This is a genomic window from Trichococcus sp. (assembly GCF_049589555.1).
In the GTDB taxonomy this organism is placed as follows: Bacteria; Bacillota; Bacilli; order Lactobacillales; family Aerococcaceae; genus Trichococcus.
Genome location: NZ_JBAWAZ010000021.1, coordinates 1 through 17,226 on the forward strand (window position 1 = coordinate 1; position 17,226 = coordinate 17,226).

The 17,226-nt window shown below is 49.0% G+C and carries 15 protein-coding genes and 1 riboswitch; of the genes, 14 read left to right on the forward strand and 1 reads right to left on the reverse strand.

What is annotated here, in order from left to right:
• The 6 genes from WBV27_RS01200 to WBV27_RS01225 all read left to right on the forward strand — a co-directional run.
• On the forward strand, positions 1 to 958 hold a 958-nt coding region (locus tag WBV27_RS01200; RefSeq protein ID WP_424198696.1), incomplete at its 5' end, for a UDP-N-acetylmuramoyl-tripeptide--D-alanyl-D-alanine ligase.
• Between the two features lie 404 nt (positions 959 to 1,362).
• A complete protein-coding gene (locus WBV27_RS01205; protein ID WP_424198698.1) occupies positions 1,363 to 2,931 on the forward strand; it encodes a DEAD/DEAH box helicase in 1,569 nt (522 codons plus the stop codon).
• 123 nt (positions 2,932 to 3,054) lie between these two features.
• Positions 3,055 to 3,405 (forward strand): holo-ACP synthase, encoded by a 351-nt coding sequence (gene acpS, locus WBV27_RS01210; protein WP_424198700.1) that lies wholly within the window; start codon positions 3,055 to 3,057, stop codon positions 3,403 to 3,405.
• Positions 3,406 to 3,420: 15 nt separating this feature from the next.
• Positions 3,421 to 4,542, forward strand: coding sequence for an alanine racemase (gene alr, locus WBV27_RS01215; protein WP_086628966.1), 1,122 nt, complete (start codon positions 3,421 to 3,423; stop codon positions 4,540 to 4,542).
• A gap of 363 nt (positions 4,543 to 4,905) precedes the next feature.
• Positions 4,906 to 4,951: riboswitch (PreQ1 riboswitch) on the forward strand.
• Between the two features lie 6 nt (positions 4,952 to 4,957).
• Positions 4,958 to 5,446, forward strand: a complete 489-nt coding sequence (locus WBV27_RS01220) for a QueT transporter family protein (RefSeq protein WP_424198702.1) — start codon at positions 4,958 to 4,960, stop codon at positions 5,444 to 5,446.
• A gap of 141 nt (positions 5,447 to 5,587) precedes the next feature.
• Positions 5,588 to 6,235: an MBL fold metallo-hydrolase gene (locus WBV27_RS01225; protein ID WP_424198704.1), complete on the forward strand. Its 648-nt coding sequence runs from the start codon at positions 5,588 to 5,590 to the stop codon at positions 6,233 to 6,235.
• 263 nt (positions 6,236 to 6,498) lie between these two features.
• Here the strand turns inward: WBV27_RS01225 and cbpA are convergent, their stop codons facing one another.
• Complete coding sequence (gene cbpA, locus WBV27_RS01230; protein WP_086628963.1) at positions 6,499 to 7,140, reverse strand: cyclic di-AMP binding protein CbpA; 642 nt, start codon at positions 7,138 to 7,140, stop codon at positions 6,499 to 6,501.
• Positions 7,141 to 7,525: 385 nt separating this feature from the next.
• Between cbpA and WBV27_RS01235 the strand changes: the two genes are divergently transcribed.
• The 8 genes from WBV27_RS01235 to WBV27_RS01270 form a co-directional block, all read left to right on the forward strand.
• Positions 7,526 to 8,860 carry a hemolysin family protein gene (locus tag WBV27_RS01235; RefSeq protein WP_424198707.1) on the forward strand — a complete coding sequence of 445 codons (1,335 nt, stop codon included), beginning with the start codon at positions 7,526 to 7,528 and terminating at the stop codon, positions 8,858 to 8,860.
• Between the two features lie 70 nt (positions 8,861 to 8,930).
• Positions 8,931 to 9,659, forward strand: a complete 729-nt coding sequence (locus tag WBV27_RS01240; RefSeq protein ID WP_424198709.1) for an O-methyltransferase — start codon at positions 8,931 to 8,933, stop codon at positions 9,657 to 9,659.
• A gap of 465 nt (positions 9,660 to 10,124) precedes the next feature.
• Positions 10,125 to 11,501, forward strand: coding sequence for a L,D-transpeptidase family protein (locus WBV27_RS01245; RefSeq protein ID WP_424198711.1), 1,377 nt, complete (start codon positions 10,125 to 10,127; stop codon positions 11,499 to 11,501).
• A gap of 211 nt (positions 11,502 to 11,712) precedes the next feature.
• Positions 11,713 to 12,420 (forward strand): response regulator YycF, encoded by a 708-nt coding sequence (gene yycF, locus WBV27_RS01250; RefSeq protein ID WP_106449930.1) that lies wholly within the window; start codon positions 11,713 to 11,715, stop codon positions 12,418 to 12,420.
• Between the two features lie 6 nt (positions 12,421 to 12,426).
• Positions 12,427 to 14,274, forward strand: a complete 1,848-nt coding sequence (gene walK / locus WBV27_RS01255) for a cell wall metabolism sensor histidine kinase WalK (protein ID WP_119092935.1) — start codon at positions 12,427 to 12,429, stop codon at positions 14,272 to 14,274.
• Positions 14,271 to 15,587 (forward strand): YycH family regulatory protein, encoded by a 1,317-nt coding sequence (locus WBV27_RS01260; RefSeq protein ID WP_424198714.1) that lies wholly within the window; start codon positions 14,271 to 14,273, stop codon positions 15,585 to 15,587. The genes walK and WBV27_RS01260 overlap by 4 nt, the downstream gene beginning before the upstream one ends.
• Positions 15,577 to 16,488 (forward strand): two-component system regulatory protein YycI, encoded by a 912-nt coding sequence (locus WBV27_RS01265; protein WP_424198716.1) that lies wholly within the window; start codon positions 15,577 to 15,579, stop codon positions 16,486 to 16,488. Before WBV27_RS01260 ends, WBV27_RS01265 begins: the two co-directional genes overlap by 11 nt.
• 145 nt (positions 16,489 to 16,633) lie before the next feature.
• A partial coding sequence (locus WBV27_RS01270; RefSeq protein WP_424198718.1) for a DUF2207 domain-containing protein occupies positions 16,634 to 17,226 on the forward strand: 593 nt, incomplete at its 3' end.

Consider the following 17,226-nt stretch of genomic DNA (forward strand, 5'->3'; position numbering starts at 1 on the left):
CAATAATGAAATCGGCATGCCGATGACCATTCTGGAGATGCCGGAAGACACTGAAGTGTTGGTGCTTGAAATGGGCATGAGCAACTTCGGCGAAATCAGCTTGTTGAGCCGATTGGCCAAACCGGATGTCGCCATCATCACGTTGATCGGGGACAGCCATCTGGAGTTCCTCGGGAGCCGCCGCGGTATCGCCAAAGCCAAATTGGAAATTTTGGAGGGGCTGAAGCCGGAAGGGACGCTCATTTATCCTGGTGACGAGCCGTTGATCGCCGAAGAGCTGCCTCAGGAAAGCAACTTCCGTCAGCTGACTTTCGGCACGGACGAAACGGATGCGGTCAATGCCTATGACATCGTTCCTGGTAAAACCAGAACAACTTTCCATGTGAACCTGGATCCGAATGTCGATCTGGAAATCCCTGTATTGGGTGTGTACAATGTCCGGAACGCTTTGGCCGCATTAGCAGCTGCACAGGTGTTGGGCATGGCGATCGCCGAAGTGAAGGAAGCCTTGGCGACGTTTCAGCTGACCGCCAACCGCACGCAGTGGTTGGATGGCGTAAATGGCTCGCAACTGTTGAACGATGCCTACAATGCCAGCCCGACTTCGATGACGGCCGTATTGCGTTCATTCGCACATCTGCCGCGTGAAGGCAAGAAAATTGCGGTGCTCGGGGATATCCGGGAATTGGGTGAACGTTCTGCTGAAATGCACGCTGCCTTGGCGGCTGAAATTTCTCCTGTGGAGTTCGATCAGGTCTATCTTTACGGAACGGAAATGGCCGCTCTTTATGAAAACTTAAAGTCTGCCTTTCCGGAAGGGGAATTATATCATTATGTTGGGGAGAAGGCGCCATTGATCGATAAGTTGAAGGCAGAGCTTCAGCAAGCTGATCAAGTGCTGATCAAATCCAGTTTCGGCACCGATTTATTGGCGGTTGTGGCAGCTTTGCGTGTATAATAGGAAATGTAAAGGATTTGGATGGGTCGTGTCGTCGCATAAGCAAGGTTATCCCTTTTCCAGCCAATTTGGAGCGCAGGAGTCAATTGTCGGTAAATTGTAGAGCCACTTGTCATTTTCATTAGAAATATCCTTACAACAAGGTTTTTTTGTAAGAAATTTCATTATTTTAAGAGAAAATGATTTGTAATACTCTGCGGAACGTGTTATTATTGCTGATGGTAAGAATAGAGAAATAAGAGGGTTTTTTCTGCGAAGTGCAGAATGTTTGATTTATCAAGCTTTCTATTCAAGGGATTAAGTAAAAAAGGTTTATCTTTTATTTATAAGATTATGAACCGTATTTAGATACGGGTAAAAGAAAAGACTCTCTAAATTTTAGTTTCTCAAAATTAGGAGGAAACATGAAATTTTCAGAATTAGGTTTAGATGCAGTATTATTACAGTCGATTGAGACAATGGGCTTCGAGGAAGCAACACCCATCCAAACGGAAACTATTCCTTTGGCGCTCAAAGGACTAGACGTTATCGGCCAAGCACAAACAGGTACTGGTAAAACAGCTGCTTTTGGATTGCCGATGTTGCAAAAAATCAACACAGAAAACAAAGCTATCCAAGGGATTGTTATCGCGCCAACGCGTGAATTAGCGATTCAAACACAAGAAGAACTTTATCGCTTAGGCAAAGACAAACGCGTATCCGTACAAGTGGTTTATGGTGGAGCAGATATCAGCCGTCAAATTCGCGCTTTAAAAAACAAACCGCAAATTATTGTTGGGACACCTGGCCGTCTTTTGGACCACATCAAACGCAAAACAATTCGTTTGGATCATATTGAAACGCTAGTTTTGGATGAAGCTGATGAAATGTTGAACATGGGCTTCTTGGAAGACATCGAAAGCATCCTTAGTGAAACGCCATCTGAGCGTCAAACATTGTTGTTCTCAGCAACGATGCCTGACCAGATCAAAAAAATCGGTGTTAAATTCATGCATGCTCCAGAACACGTAAAAATTAAGGCATCTCACGCTTCAGCTAACTTAATTGATCAATATTTCGTCAAATGTAAAGATTTCGAAAAATTCGATACAATGACTCGTTTGTTCGATGTTCAAAATCCGGAATTGGCTATCGTTTTCGGCCGTACAAAACGTCGTGTTGATGAATTGTCTAAAGGATTGGAACTACGCGGTTACCGTGCAGAAGGAATCCATGGCGACTTGACGCAACAAAAACGTATGAGTGTTTTGAATGCTTTCAAGACTGGCGATTTGGATTTCTTAGTAGCGACTGACGTTGCTGCTCGTGGATTGGATGTTACAGGTGTTACACACGTGTACAACTACGATATCCCTCAAGATCCAGAAAGCTATGTTCACCGTATCGGCCGTACTGGTCGTGCCGGTAAAGAAGGTATGTCAGTGACTTTCGTTACACCAAACGAAATGGATTACTTACGTACAATCGAAAACTTAACCAAAAAACCGATCACTCCATTACAACCACCAAGTGACGAAGAAGCTTTCCGTGGCCAAGTGAAAACAGCTATGGATGAAGTGGAAACATTGGTTAAAGAAACAGAAACAGACAAATATCAACGTGCTGCTGTTCGTTTGCTTGAAGAGCACACAGCTGAAGATTTGGTAGCAGCATTCTTGAAGAGTCTTTCTAAAGATGCTACTGATGTTCCTGTTAAGATCACACCAGAACGCCCATTGCCTTCAAGAAAAGGTAAAGGCGGCGGTGGTTACAAAGGTAAGAGCACAGGCGGCGGCTACAAAGGTAACCGTAGCTCATCAGAAAGACGCGGCAGTGGCGAACGCAGCGGAGAACGCAGTGGCAACAAAAATCGCTCAAGCGACAGCAAACCACGCTCCGGCGGCAAACGCTATGATGACAAACGTGGCGGCGGCAGTGCCGGCGCACCTAAAAAAAGCAGCCATAGCTTCACTATCCGCAGCAACAACGACTAATTCGTGATCAAAAACCTCTTCTCCAATTGGCCTACGCCAGGGGAAGAGGTTTTTCTTATGGTGAAAATTTATGTTGTTTTTGGTAAAATGAGAACAATGCATGCAGAATAGGCGGTGATTGGAATGATTTATGGAATAGGATTGGACGTAACCGAGTTGGACCGCATCACGAAAGCTTATGATCGGCGCTCGGGTTTTGCGGAACGGGTTCTGACCGAAGCGGAGCTGAAGTTGTTCCTGGCTCTTAGCGGATCACGCCAAATGGAATTTCTGGCCGGTCGCTATGCCGCGAAGGAAGCTTTCTCGAAGGCTTATGGCACAGGCATCGGCAAGCTGTCTTTCCAAGATGTCGAAATTTTGCCCGGAGAGAATCGGAAGCCTGAAATAACCAAATCTCCGTTTGATGGGACAGGATTCGTTTCCATCACCCATTCGGGGAACATTATTGCCGCGCAAGTGGTATTAGAAAAGTAAAGGGGTCTTTTACAAATGGTAGTAGGAAAGCACCGTCCCACAATAGAAACTGTCGATTTGGAAGCTATTTCGTGGAACATCCAACAAATCAGGAAGGGTCTGTCGCCTGGAAAGAAATTTTTCGCGGTCGTCAAAGCGGATGCCTATGGACTGGGAGCCGTCCCGGTCGCGAAAAAGGCGAAGGAAGCTGGCGTGGACGGTTTTTGTGTTGCGCTGTTGGATGAGGCAATGGAGCTTCGGGAAAATGGTCTGTCCGATGATTTCATCATGGTTGTTGGCCCAACGGAGGCAGAAGACGCTGCGCTTATAGCGGATAACGGAATCAGCGTGGCCGTCACGGCAGCGGAATGGCTGGAAGCGGCTTTGCCGTATCTGCAGGAACGGAAAACGGAGTTGCCGGTCCGTGTGCATTTGGCGATCGACACCGGTATGGGCCGCATTGGTCTGCGTACGGTTGAGGAGGTCCAGGCCTTCGAAGCGCGTATTGCCGAATTGGATGGCTTTGTTTTCGAAGGTATCTTTACCCACTTCGCAACGGCCGATGGGGAAGATCCGACATTGGTGGAGCGCCAGCTGACTTTATTTGAAGAGATTTTGCAGGCGATGGCGCAACGACCGCCGATTGTGCATCTGGCGAATTCCGCGATTTCGCTTTGGCATGAAGCGTTCCGGACGGATGCGGTCCGCGTCGGAATCGCAATGTACGGCTACAACCCTTCCGACACCGTGTTGGAGCTTCCTTATGAACTGAAGCCATCCGTACAGTTGGATACGCAGATCAGCTACGTCAAACAGATGCATGAAGGCGACACGATCGCATACGGCGCCCGCTACCGTGCTTTTGAGGGAGAATGGATCGCTACACTTCCGATCGGTTATGCCGACGGGTGGAGACGGGATCTTCGCCATCAGACGGTCATCGTGGATGGCCAGCGTTGTCCGATCCGCGGAGTCATCTGCATGGATCAATGCATGATCAGCCTGCCGAAAGAATATCCGGTCGGAACCAAAGTGACGCTCTTGGGGGAAAACGGCGGACTCGTCAACAATCCCTCCGAAATGGCGGTAACGATCGATACGATTGGCTATGAACTCTTGACGGGAATCAACGCCCGCGTTCCGCGCGTCTACAAATAGAAAAACAAAAAATCAGGAAAGCTGTCTGGCGCCTGTCAGGGGCGGGCAGCTTTTTTTGCTGTTTGCTGGACTGGAGCGAATGTGGGGGGGAGAAGCTTCCTGGAGCTCCATCTCCGGCCAGAAGATGGTCCGCCGGAGGAGAGCTGCCGGACTGGATCCCAGCTCCGTTCAGAAGTCGTTCGCCGGAGGAGAGCTATCGGACGAGACCCCACCTCCGGTCAGAAGCGCTTCACCGGAGAAGAACAGTCATACGGGATCTGAATCGTCGGCGCGCTCTTTTTCGGGTATGAAAATCAGATGAAAATGCGCCGTTAGTCGTTTTCAAAAGAGAACATGTGTGGTAAACTGTTTTAGCTCTCGGATGAGTGCGTGGTTCGTCTACCATCCCACGAAAAAAAACTAGGAGGTTTTTAGGTTGAGTACAAGAAAAATGGTTATCAATACAATTATCGCAGCGCTTTATGTTGCGTTGACAGGGATTTTTGCTTTTATGTCGTTCGGTGCCGTCCAATTCCGCGTTTCAGAAATGCTGAATCATTTGGTGGGTTACCACAAAGATTATAAATACGGTGTTTTGGCGGGTGTTTTTATCGCCAATCTAATTTTTTCAACGTTAGGGGCTTGGGACTTGGTGTTCGGATTTGGTCAGACATTGATCTCTTTCCTTATTCTGGAAAAATTGTTCAAACCCAACGATTCTGAAATGAAACGTATGATGATGACTGCGCTCGTCTTCACGGTGACGATGGTTCTTGTCGCAATCGAGCTCTATATCGTTCTTGATTTGCCTTTCTGGTTCAGCTTTGTGACAGCGGCATTCGGGGAAGCTGTCGTGCTGGTTGTGTCAGCACCGCTTATGAAATACATGAACAAGATCATCGGTTTTGCCGAAAAAATGGCCTGATCCATAAAAAAATCATATGAAAAAACTGGAGAACGGGGGCTTTTGCTAGATGAACAGCAAAAATCCCCGTTTTTTGCTAGGATATTTCTCATCGTTCTCTTATAATAGAGAGGTAATCGAAAAAGAGGGAGGTAACAATATATGGAAATGTACGCAATTACAGTCGGTCCTATCCAGGAAAACTGTTATTTTTTGATCGGCGACCATGAGAATGATACGATCATCTTTGATCCAGGTGAGCAAGCGGAGGACATCATCGCAGCCATCGAAGAGAATGAGTTGCATCCGATAGCGATCGTGTTGACCCATGCGCACTATGATCACATCGGGGCCCTCGAAACAATCCGGGAAAAATACGACGTTCCCGTCTATCAAAATCCTATCGAACGGGAATGGTTGTTGGATCCGGAACTGAACGGATCAGCACGCAATCCGAACGTTCCGGATGTCCGACTGGCGAAGGAAGCGGATGTCTTCTTCGAGGAGATGGGGCCTTACGAAATCGGCGAGTTCCGTTTTGAGATGCAACATATTCCCGGGCATTCGCCAGGAAGCACCGTCTTCATTTTCCGCGAGAACGGGTTCGCGATCGTTGGCGATGTCATCTTCAAAGGCAGCGTCGGACGCAGCGATTTGCCGGGCGGCAGCCATGAAACCTTGATCGAAGGAATCCAGAAATATATCGTAACCCTGCCAGGGGAAACGGTCCTGTTCCCGGGGCACGGCGATCCTACGACAGTAAGGGAAGAAATCTATTCAAACCCCTATTTGAATGGCGCTACCCGCTGATTCGGGTACGCGCGAAAAAAGTCGGACAAGCACAAGGCTTGGTCCGACTTTTTTATTAATCATTAGATCGAGCAGGCGTCTGGAGCCGGAGCGGAATTCCCGATGAAGGCCGCCTCGCCGGGAAAACGCCACCCGTCCGGAGCGGAATTCCCGATGAAGTCCTCCTCACCGGGAAAACGCCACCCGTCCGGAGCAGAATTCCCGATGAAGGCTTCCTCGCCGGGAAAACGCCGCTCCGGACACTTAATGTGACGGGTTGGATTTCAGAAATCGACTTGCAGGTTTTCGATTTCCGTCACACGGAAATCCTTGCGCTCCAGCGCCTTTACGATAGAGTCCAGCACCTGTTTGGGCGTGCCAGCGGGTAAAGTGACCAATACCCTGCGCAAAGCGTCTTCCCGGTTGATGTCCAAGGAAATGCAACTGGCGATGGAGGAGTAGCGGTTGATGATTTTGGTTATGTGGTACAGATCGCCTTTTTGACCGGGCGCGATGACCGTCAGCACATAGCTGCCGACATCAATGCTCCATGATTGGGCCAACATGTTCAACAAGGCGTTATGGGTCAGAATGCCGTAGAAGGTCATGTCCTTATTCAAAACGGAAATGTAGGGCAATTCTTTGATGGTAAAAAATACCTTAAAGAATGAACTGTCTATCGAAATGAATTTTGTCGCATTCTTCAGCAGATGCGTGACAGGCAGGTTCATGTCGCCGCCGTTCGCTTTGTGCCGATAGATATGCATTTTGTAGATATTTCCACGAAAAATGGTTTCGGTTTCGTCCAGAATCGGAACGCAACGGTAGCCGGAATCTTCAAGGATATCCAGTGCATCCCGAAGTGTGGCTGACTCTTTGACGATGGTCAACTCCCTTTTGGGGATGGCAAGTGAGCGGATAAGCATATTATTAAAATCCTCCTAAAAACGCGGTTGTCTAATGTGATAATAACATTAAAATGAAAAAAAGCAACGGTTATAAACGCATAGTTGGAAATTCTTAAACATTTGATAAATCAAGCAGTAAAGCCCTTCCAAGGCGGTGGCAGCCTTTAGTAAACATTAGATTGGAATGAGAACACTTGTCGGCACCGGAAGGCTGAAGGAGTAAGAGCCGGAAAGCTCCAGCAGATGCCGTATGAAAAATCTCTTGATTTTTCGAGTGGAGTTCACTATATTAAGTAGTATATAATTGAACACAATCTATATTTTTTTATGCAACTGCACAGCGCCTTGATTCAGGGCATGCCCCAGTTGCGTGATTCACCATAAAAAAGGAGAAAAAAATCATATGAACCCAGACCCCGAAGGCCAGTCGTTACTATCAAAAATAGCATTGATCCTAACCCTGACTTTACTGAATGCTTATTTCGCCTCAGCCGAATTGGCATTTGTTTCCATCAACCGTTCCAAAATCGAGAAGCTGGCCAAAGACGGCGACAAGAAATCACAGAAGGTTTTGCGTCTCTTGGAAAATCCGGATGATTTCTTGGCCACTATCCAAGTTGCCATCACGTTTGCCGGATTCTTCAGCAGTGCATCGGCTTCAGCCAATTTCGTCGGCTATATCGAACCGTTGTTGGGAAGCATCACCGGCGGCAAAACAATAGCGATGATCATCATCACCGTTGTCCTTTCCTACATCACGCTCGTGTTCGGTGAACTGTACCCTAAACAGATCGCCTTGCAGATGCCCGAAACCATTGCGCGCCACACTGCTGGCCCGATCGTTGTCGTCAAGACTCTCTTCAAGCCGTTCGTTTGGCTTTTGTCATTTTCGACTGGTATCCTGAAGAAGCTGACGCCGATCGAATTCACGAATGAGGAAGAGAAGCTCACCCGTGATGAAATGAAGGCCATCCTGGCACAGAGCCGAGGCGAAGGTGTCATCGACCCATCCGAGTTCACGATGATGCAGGGGGTGCTTTCGTTGGACACGAAGCTTGCCCGCGAATTGATGGTGCCGCGTACCGATACCTTGATGATGGATTTGGATGATGATCTGGAATACAACATTGCGCTGGTTCTGAACAGCCAATATTCCCGGATTCCAGTCTATGAGGAAGACAAGGATAATATCATCGGCGTTCTGCATATGAAAAATGTTTTGAAGGCGTCAAAGGAAGTCGGTTTCGAGCGGATCGCTTTCCGTGAGTTGGTCAATACGCCTTTATTCGTCCCTTCCACTATTTATATCGATGATCTCTTGGTCGAGTTCCGCAAGACCCACACGCATATGGCCATCATCAAGGATGAATACGGTGGCGTGGAGGGGATCATCACCCTTGAGGACCTTCTGGAGGAAATCGTTGGGGACATTGAAGATGAATATGATGAAATTTACCGCCTGTCGAAAAAAATCGATGACAATCACTATGTCGTGAATGGACGTATGCCGTTGGACAAGTTCAATCAATTGTTCAAGACAGCGCTCGCTTCCGAAGAAGTGGATACGATCGCCGGCTATATGATCGAGGAACTCGGCTATTTTCCGAAAGATGATGAGCATGCGACGATTCAGACTGGAGAGTACCTGCTGACGACTACTCAGGTCGAAAGCGGCCGGATCCGGGGCATCCGTGTCACAAGAGAGCCCGTCCAAGCAGTGGTTGTTGAAGATGAATAAGCGCAAGGCTGGGATCCCTTCCCAGCCTTGTTGCCATTGATAAAAGAGTATGCGATAAGGAGAAAAAAGTATGGCATTGAATGAAATGATGGACAGACCCGTCGTAAAGAAAGAACTGGTCGCTTTTATGCGCGACAGACTGAAGCGTTTCCCTGGAGAATTGGGGGAACTGGAAAAGACCGCGAATGAAAGAGGCGTGCCGATCATCCCGCACGAAACAGCTGTTTTCCTGAATATGCTGCTGGGCCAGATCAAACCGAAACAAATATTGGAAATAGGAGCGGCGATCGGCTTCTCAGGCAGCCTGATGGCGCAGCATGTCGGACCGGAAGGCCACGTCACGACCATCGATCGTTTTGAAGTCATGATCAACCACGCCAAAGCGAATTTTGAGAAACTCGGCATCGCGGACAAAGTGACGCTTCTGGAAGGCGATGCGGCGGAAGTTCTGCCTACTTTGGAAGGACCGTATGATTTCATCTTTATGGACAGCGCGAAATCCAAATATTATGAGTTTTTGCCCCACTGCATCCGGCTTCTGAAGAAAGACGGCATGCTGGTCATTGATGATGTTTTCCAAGGCGGAACCATCCTGGATGATGAAGCCGACATTCCGAAAAGGGTCCGCAAAATTCACCGCCGTCTGAACAAACTGATGGATACCGTGTTGGACCACCCAGCATTGGAAACCTCCCTCGTGCCTCTTGGTGATGGCCTCTTGCTGATCGTCAAAAAAGAAGACTATGATTTCGGCTACATCCTCGATGAAATCAAAGCAGAGACACAGAATCGCGCATAGGAATTTAGGGCCTGCCTCATATGAGACAGGCCTTTTTGATTTGCGTGGCGCCAGGTTGCCGGAGGAGAGCTGTGAAACGGGTCCCAACTCCGGCAAGCGGCCGCCCGCCGGAGCAGACTGGTAACAAGCGGCCGCAACTCCGAGGAAGCGGTCTTTATCGGAGAACGCAGGTAAAATGTAGTCAAACTCCGGCGAAGCTTGCGTTCACCGGAGGAGAACATTGCGGTGCCACCCAATTCAGCCCGCCCGGAGCATTGCTGGGCTGGTGAAAACGGACTGCAGCTGTTTGCATTTCTTCCGCATTGGTATTATGATAAGTGTCTAAGAAGCGGACTATTATAAAAAAATTAAGATAAAATAGGTTGCTTTTCGAGGGAAACATGGTAAAGTAATAAAAAGTAAGTTACGAATTTTTGTAACACAAATGCAACCTATTTGTAACAAAACGAGAAGGTGGTCTGGACAGTGAAAAAGAAACCCATCATCATTGGCGCTACAGCGGTCGTATTGATCGCAGCCGGATACTTTGGTGCAGGTAGCTATTATGAGAATAAATTCTTACCGAATACGATGCTGGATGGCATTGACATAACGAATGATACTGTAGCCCAAGCAAAAGAAGAAACAACCGCAGCAATTGCCCAAGCGCAGATCCAAATCGTCGAAAATGGAGAGACTATCCATGCGTTCACACCTGCTGACCTAGGCGTTTCCATCGACAACACCGAGAAATTGGAAACGATGAAGGCGGAGCAAAACGGTTGGGATTGGCCTATCTTGCTGTTCCAAGAAAAGCAGGAAGAAACTGATCTGAGCGGCGTATCCGTTGACGAAACAGCTTTAGCGGATATCTTGGCAGCAATCCCGTTGCAGAACGAGAGCCGCACGGCACCCGTGAACGCTACAGTGATCAAAGGGACAGACGGTTACGAAATTTTGCCTGAAACGGCAGGGAACAAGGTCGATCTGGAATTGTTGAAGGCAACCATGCTGGAAGCAATCATTGCCGGAGAAACCGAAATCGATCTGGCAGATGCCTATCAGCAACCGACCTTGACGGCGGACGATCCGATCCTGGCGGAAACGTTGCAGAAACTGGATGAGTTGACGGATACGGTAATCCAATACACCATTTCCGGACAGACGGAGACAGTTCCGCAAACAGCCATCGTCGAATGGTTGGGTATAGACGAGAACGGCGAAGTGTCCGTCAATCGCGAAGGCGTTGCAGCCTATCTGCAGGGACTGAGCGACAAATACAGCACATTTTCCCGTACGCGCGATTTCTTGGCAACGGACGGAGAAACGGTCCAAGTCCCATCCGGCACGTACGGATGGACGCTGGCTGTCGCAGCCGAAACGGACAACCTGATCAGCTATGTTTTGGCAGGCGAAGATGTGACGGTTACGCCGAATTATAACGGCACAGGCTACCATGCGGACGGCGCGGACATCGGCACCACCTATGTCGAAGTGGATCTTTCAAGCCAGCACATGTGGTATTACAAGGATGGCGCCGTAGCGCTCGAGACGGATATCGTTTCCGGCCACCCGATGTCACCGACTCCGACTGGGGTCTTCTACATCTGGAACAAAGAAGAGGATGCCGTTTTGAAAGGCTACAATCCGAGAACCGAAAAGGATTATGAATCGCCTGTCGAATACTGGATGCCTGTCGAGTGGACAGGCATCGGTATCCACGATTCATCTTGGCAACCTGCTTACGGCGGTGAATATTGGCTTACTGCCGGCTCGAATGGTTGTGTCAATACGCCGCCGGGGGTAATGGCAGAACTGTTTGGAATGATCGGTATCGGGGTTCCGGTAGTCATCCACAGCTGATGAATCAATGAACGAATGCCATTAATGTCTAATAGGGGGATGAGCCATCAGTCAGGAAAACGATTGATGGCTTGTCCTTTTTTGTACAGTCGTGCGGGTTCTGAGGGTGGATAATTCAGGAACGCTTTGCACATAATCGGCTGCAATTGTATAATAAAGAGTAGACGTTCCGAAAGGGACAGAGAGTTGCAAGAAATAAGGAGGTTTGAAGATGAAAAAGGTATTAGTGGTAGACGATGAAAAACCAATCTCAGATATAATCAAGTTTAATCTGACCAAAGAAGGTTATGATGTCTTCACTGCATTTGATGGTGAAGAAGCCTTGGCGCAGTTTGCGGAAGTGGGCCCGGATATCATCCTGCTGGACCTGATGCTGCCCAAGATGGACGGATTGGAAGTCTGCCGGGAAATCCGCAAGACGAGCGATGTACCGATCATCATGCTGACGGCAAAAGACTCTGAAATCGACAAAGTGCTTGGGCTTGAATTGGGTGCGGATGACTATGTCACGAAACCATTTTCTAACCGGGAATTGGTCGCGCGCGTAAAAGCGAACTTGAGGAGACAAGCCTCTCCGGTTGCGGCACCGCCTGAAGAAGACGATACGAACGAAATCAAAATCGGAGCACTGATCATCCACGAAGATGCCTACATCGTGTCGAAGCGCGGGGTAGAGATCGAGTTGACCCACCGCGAATTCGAATTATTGCATTATTTGGCCAAACACATCGGCCAAGTGATGACGCGGGAGCATCTGCTGCAGACTGTATGGGGATATGATTATTTCGGCGATGTCCGCACTGTCGATGTGACGGTCCGCAGACTGCGCGAAAAAATCGAAGATACACCGAGCCATCCGACTTGGTTGATCACGCGAAGAGGAGTAGGCTACTTCTTGAAGAATCCGGATCAGGAGTAATAGTATATGAACAAAAAGATACGTTTGGTTCACTCCATTCATTTCAAGATACCGATGCTGTTCATTCTCCTCCTTTTGGTATCCCTGCAACTGATTGGGGCTTATTTTATCCGTGAACTGGAAACGAAAATGATCAGTAACTTCGATAGCCAGATGAGTCTGAATGCTGGCTTTCTGGAGAAAACGCTGCAGCCAACACTGATGGATGATGATGCGGAACAACTTGAAGTGTCAGTGCAGACCATCCTCAGCGATTTTACGGGCGCCAATATCCTGGAAACGCAAGTCATGGATGAGCAGGGGTATATTATCGGAATCAATGACCAAACGCTGCAATCTTTGATCGGAACGAAGTCTACCGATCGGGATGTCCAACAAGTCATTCTTCTGGATGCACCTTCGTCCTATCAATATGTGAAGGAAGACACGAACAGCCGCGTGCTGAAGATCATCAGTCCGATCTATTCGACGGACAACACGGGTACCCTTATCGGCGTGTTGGTGATGGAATCGAATATCGAATCGGTCTATTCGCAGATGAGCCAGACAGTGAGCATCTTTCTGAATGCTTCGGTGGTGGCGATCATCATCACGATTGTGCTGGCTGTGATCATCTCTCGCGGTCTCACGCGTCCCATCTCCGAGATGCGCAGGCAGACGGCCAATATTGCCGATGGGGATTATTCCGGCAAGGTGACGGTCTATGGGGCGGACGAATTGGGTGAATTGGCTGAGACCATCAATGATCTGTCCTATAAAGTCAAGGACGCTCAGGAAACAACAGAATCCGAGCGCCAAAGGTTGGACAGTGTCCTGCGGCATATGACCGATGGCGTATTGGCCACCGACCGCCGCGGCAAGATCATCATCATCAACAGCCGGGCGATGGATCTGCTCTCGATTTCACAAGACAGAGCGATCGGACAATCGATCATGAAGGTGCTGAAGCTAGGTGAGAAATTCACTTTCCGCCAGTTATTGGAGACGCAGGACGAATTGATCCTCAACATTCCGACAGACGATCAGGACACGATTCTGCGCGGAGAGTTTTCCGTCATCCAGCGGGAATCCGGCTTCATCAGCGGATTGGTCTGCGTGCTTTCCGACATCACGGAACAGGAAAAAGTCGAGCAGGAACGCCGCAGCTTCGTTTCGAATGTGTCCCATGAACTGCGGACACCGTTGACGAGCGTCAAAAGTTACACGGAGTCGCTGATCGATGGTGCTTGGGAAGACAAAGAAATCGCCCCGGAATTCCTGAAGGTCATCTCCACGGAGACAGATCGGATGATCCGGATGATCACCGACCTGCTGAACTTGTCACGGATGGATCAAGGCAAACAGGAACTGAACCTGGAATTCGTCAGCATCAACGAATTGGTCGCGCATATCATCGACCGCTTCGAAATGGTGTTGAAATCGGAACAGTACCGCAACAAAAAATACAAGATTGAGCGGGACTTTACGCAGCGTACGCTATGGGTCGAAATCGATCAGGATAAATTTATCCAAGTGATCGACAACATCATGAACAATGCCATCAAATATTCTCCGGACGGCGGGAAAATCACCTGCAGATTGATGGAGACGCACAACAGTATCGTCATCAGCATCACCGATGAAGGCTTGGGCATTCCGCGCAAGGACATCGGCCATGTTTTTGACCGGTTCTACCGGGTTGATAAGGCCCGCGCCCGTTCGATGGGCGGCACCGGACTGGGATTGGCCATCTCCAAAGAGGTCGTCCAATTGCACGGCGGAAAAATCTGGGTTACCAGCGTGGAGAATAAAGGATCCACCTTCTTTATTTCCTTGCCTTACATTCCGATGGACGAGGAGGATGAGTGGGGATGAAACAAAAAGAATCACCGATGTTGAGTGCAGTGTTATACACGTTGGTCGCAGTCAGTCTGTTCCTGACGGTCAGGATCCTTTCCACTCCGAGTGCGAGCGGTTTAGGCCAGAATTCGACGACATCGGTCTCTGCTAACCTGACCAACACGAAGAAGATAGAGGATGTCTTTGCGCCGATCAGGATGATTGTCCATACGGATAAGCGCCTCTACTTGACGCAAACGCCTGAAGTCATGCAAAGCGTGAATGAGCTGTTGGGCGAGAGTTTGCTTGATGGGATCGAAGATGTCTCCACCTACACGCAGGAGGAGTTTGACGCGCTCATCCTTTCCCCTACGCAGGTGGAAATCCGCTTTGCCGAGGCGGTTCCGCTGGAGCTGCTTTCGCGTTATTTCACGGATCTCCAGGAGGACTATTACGACGACGGGATCGACCGGATCATCTTCAATTCGAAGGAGGAAGATCCCATCTATCTGTTGAATGATGAGACGAAGCAAGTGTTTACCGTAGCGCGGCCGGATAATGTGCTGCAGCCGTTGGTGGACCTTTACGAAGGACAAAAGGATGCGTATATGGAAGTCGAATCGTATGAATCGGAATCAGCCATCTCCTACCTTCCGACAGAGGCGATCACGGTCCAAAAGTTGGTCTATCTGGTTGAAAAGCCTTCGAACAGCTATTTCATCGATCTGCTTTTCGATGATACAACCGACCTGAAGGATAACGGAAGCGATGAATTCGTGAGCTACAGTGATAACATCTCCGAATTGAGCATCGAGAAGACAACCGGGCAGTTGAGCTATTACCGCAACATTCTGGATGCCGAAGAGCTGCCTGATTACCGCCTGATACGCGACAGTTTCCATGAAATCAAGATGTTGGACAATTGGACGAATCCTTTTTACTTTTATGGGTTTGATGAGGAAACGGACAATGTGTACTACCGCAGATACGTGAACGGCTACCCGATTTTCGGGGAAGTCGATTACGGCCTGACGCGGATCCATATGTCCGGATCATCCTTGACGGAACTGCAATTCCTGACGCAAGTCATCCAGACACCGCTGACGGATCGCGGAGAGGATGTCACCCTGTTGAGCGGGAAAGATCTTTTGGCTGCGCTGGATGCCGGTGGCTACACCAGCCAGGAGATTCAGATGATCGCCTTGGGGTATGATTGGACCTTCAGTGAAGAATCCAACCGGCTCGTCAATCTGACGCCTAAGTGGTTCATTCAGATCGACGGCGCATGGAAGGCGCTGGACGAATGGATCGGCGCAACGGAAACGGAGGCGGCTGACAGTGGACTTTAGACGCATCAAAATCATTTTTATCCTCACCTTCGCAGCCTTGAACATCTATCTGCTCAGCGTGCTGTTGGAAAAAAATGCGACGACCTTGAGCTTCGGCAGCGAGAGCACCACGCTGAACATCGAAGAGGCGATGAAAGCCGACGACATCAGCTTTCCAACTTTGTCGACCAATCAGGAGAAGATCCCTCTGCTGAAGACGGATAAAGGTGCCTCGCTGGAAACCGACCAGTCGAAGTTGGTGAATCAGACGACTGTCTTTGAAGATGGCGTGTTGTCCAGCATCCTGTCCAATCCGATCCCGCTTGAGATCGATGCGGAAGATTTGATGATTGTCGACAGAACGCCGATCACGGATTTCATCTTGCAAGGCAACGTACTCTACGGAGCCGAATACAGCTTCCTTACGTATTTGCCGCTCAAGCGACAACTTGTGTATGCGCAGGTCGCAAACAATATCCCCATCGGCGACGATACGGGCAGCATCACGTTCAACTTGGATCCCGATTATGAGGTCATTTCCTATGAGCAGACATTTGCGGGTGCGGCTGAAGTGCAAGGCAGCAGCAGGACCGTGATTTCGCAGAAGCGGGCGGTCGAAGCGCTGTACCTCAACAACCAGATCCCTGCGAATTCCACCGTGCGGACGGTGCAGTTGACGTATTACCGCACATTGAGTCTTATGGATATGGATATCTACAGCCCGATGTGGTACATCGAGATTGAAATCGAAAACGCGCCTGTAGAAATCAGACGGGTGGATGCCTTGACCGGCAGCATCATCACGACGTCAAGTGTTTCGCTTCCATCAGCCGAAGCGCAAATCCAGGCGAAGACAGCCACCAGCAGTGCCCTGCTGGTGGAGGAAGAGGAGTCTTCCGAAACGGACAACGCAGTGGATTGAAGCGGCTATTGCTTTTTTAACGAACACAAGCAAAAGGAGGAACCCCGAAATGAGGTTCTTCCTTTTTTAACTTGGTTAAGTTTGTTAAAATGGGGGTATCAGAAGCGAGAAGCTTGATGGAGGGTATTGGAAGGGGAAGGTAACGATGAAACGGATAGGCTCGATTGTGCTGTTCATGTTCTTTTTTTTGATCGGATTTGGACAGAAGGAAGTCCAGGCCCGTTCCTATGAGATTACGAATTATGATGTGTTGGTCGAAATACAGCGGGATGGCAGCGCTTTTTTCACCGAAAGCATCACTTACGATTTTGAAGGGGAATTCAATGGGGTGCTGTATGATTTGGATATTTCAGAGGTAGCGGATCCGACAGACGTCAAAGTTTCGATGCAAGGCTATCTGTCGGAAAATCCTTTCCCTTTTGCTTTGAGCGATACGGAGGAATCGGGGACGTTCAAACTGGACAACACCGGCGATTTGCTGAATTTCACCGTCTACAATAAAATGACCGATGAGATCCAGACGGTCATCTATCAATACCGCATTCCCGAAATCATCACGAATTATAATGATATCGCTGAGTTCAACCGCAAAGTCATCGGTTCCGCCTGGGAGGATCCATTGAACGATGTGGACGTCACCGTTATTTTGCCGGAAGCGACCGGTGAAGAGGAATTGCGCGCTTGGGGCCACGGTGGCGATGAAAACAGCACAGTGACGTTGGAAGACAATCAAAAAGT

Coding starts and splice junctions, on each gene's coding strand:
- WBV27_RS01205 (WP_424198698.1), top strand. CDS start 1,363: ATGAAATTTTCAGAATTAGGTTTAGATGCAGTATTATTACAGTCGATT.
- WBV27_RS01240 (WP_424198709.1), top strand. CDS start 8,931: ATGGCATTGAATGAAATGATGGACAGACCCGTCGTAAAGAAAGAACTG.
- WBV27_RS01235 (WP_424198707.1), top strand. CDS start 7,526: ATGAACCCAGACCCCGAAGGCCAGTCGTTACTATCAAAAATAGCATTG.
- acpS (WP_424198700.1), top strand. CDS start 3,055: ATGATTTATGGAATAGGATTGGACGTAACCGAGTTGGACCGCATCACG.
- alr (WP_086628966.1), top strand. CDS start 3,421: ATGGTAGTAGGAAAGCACCGTCCCACAATAGAAACTGTCGATTTGGAA.
- cbpA (WP_086628963.1), bottom strand. CDS start 7,140: ATGCTTATCCGCTCACTTGCCATCCCCAAAAGGGAGTTGACCATCGTC.
- WBV27_RS01260 (WP_424198714.1), top strand. CDS start 14,271: ATGAAACAAAAAGAATCACCGATGTTGAGTGCAGTGTTATACACGTTG.
- WBV27_RS01225 (WP_424198704.1), top strand. CDS start 5,588: ATGGAAATGTACGCAATTACAGTCGGTCCTATCCAGGAAAACTGTTAT.
- walK (WP_119092935.1), top strand. CDS start 12,427: ATGAACAAAAAGATACGTTTGGTTCACTCCATTCATTTCAAGATACCG.
- yycF (WP_106449930.1), top strand. CDS start 11,713: ATGAAAAAGGTATTAGTGGTAGACGATGAAAAACCAATCTCAGATATA.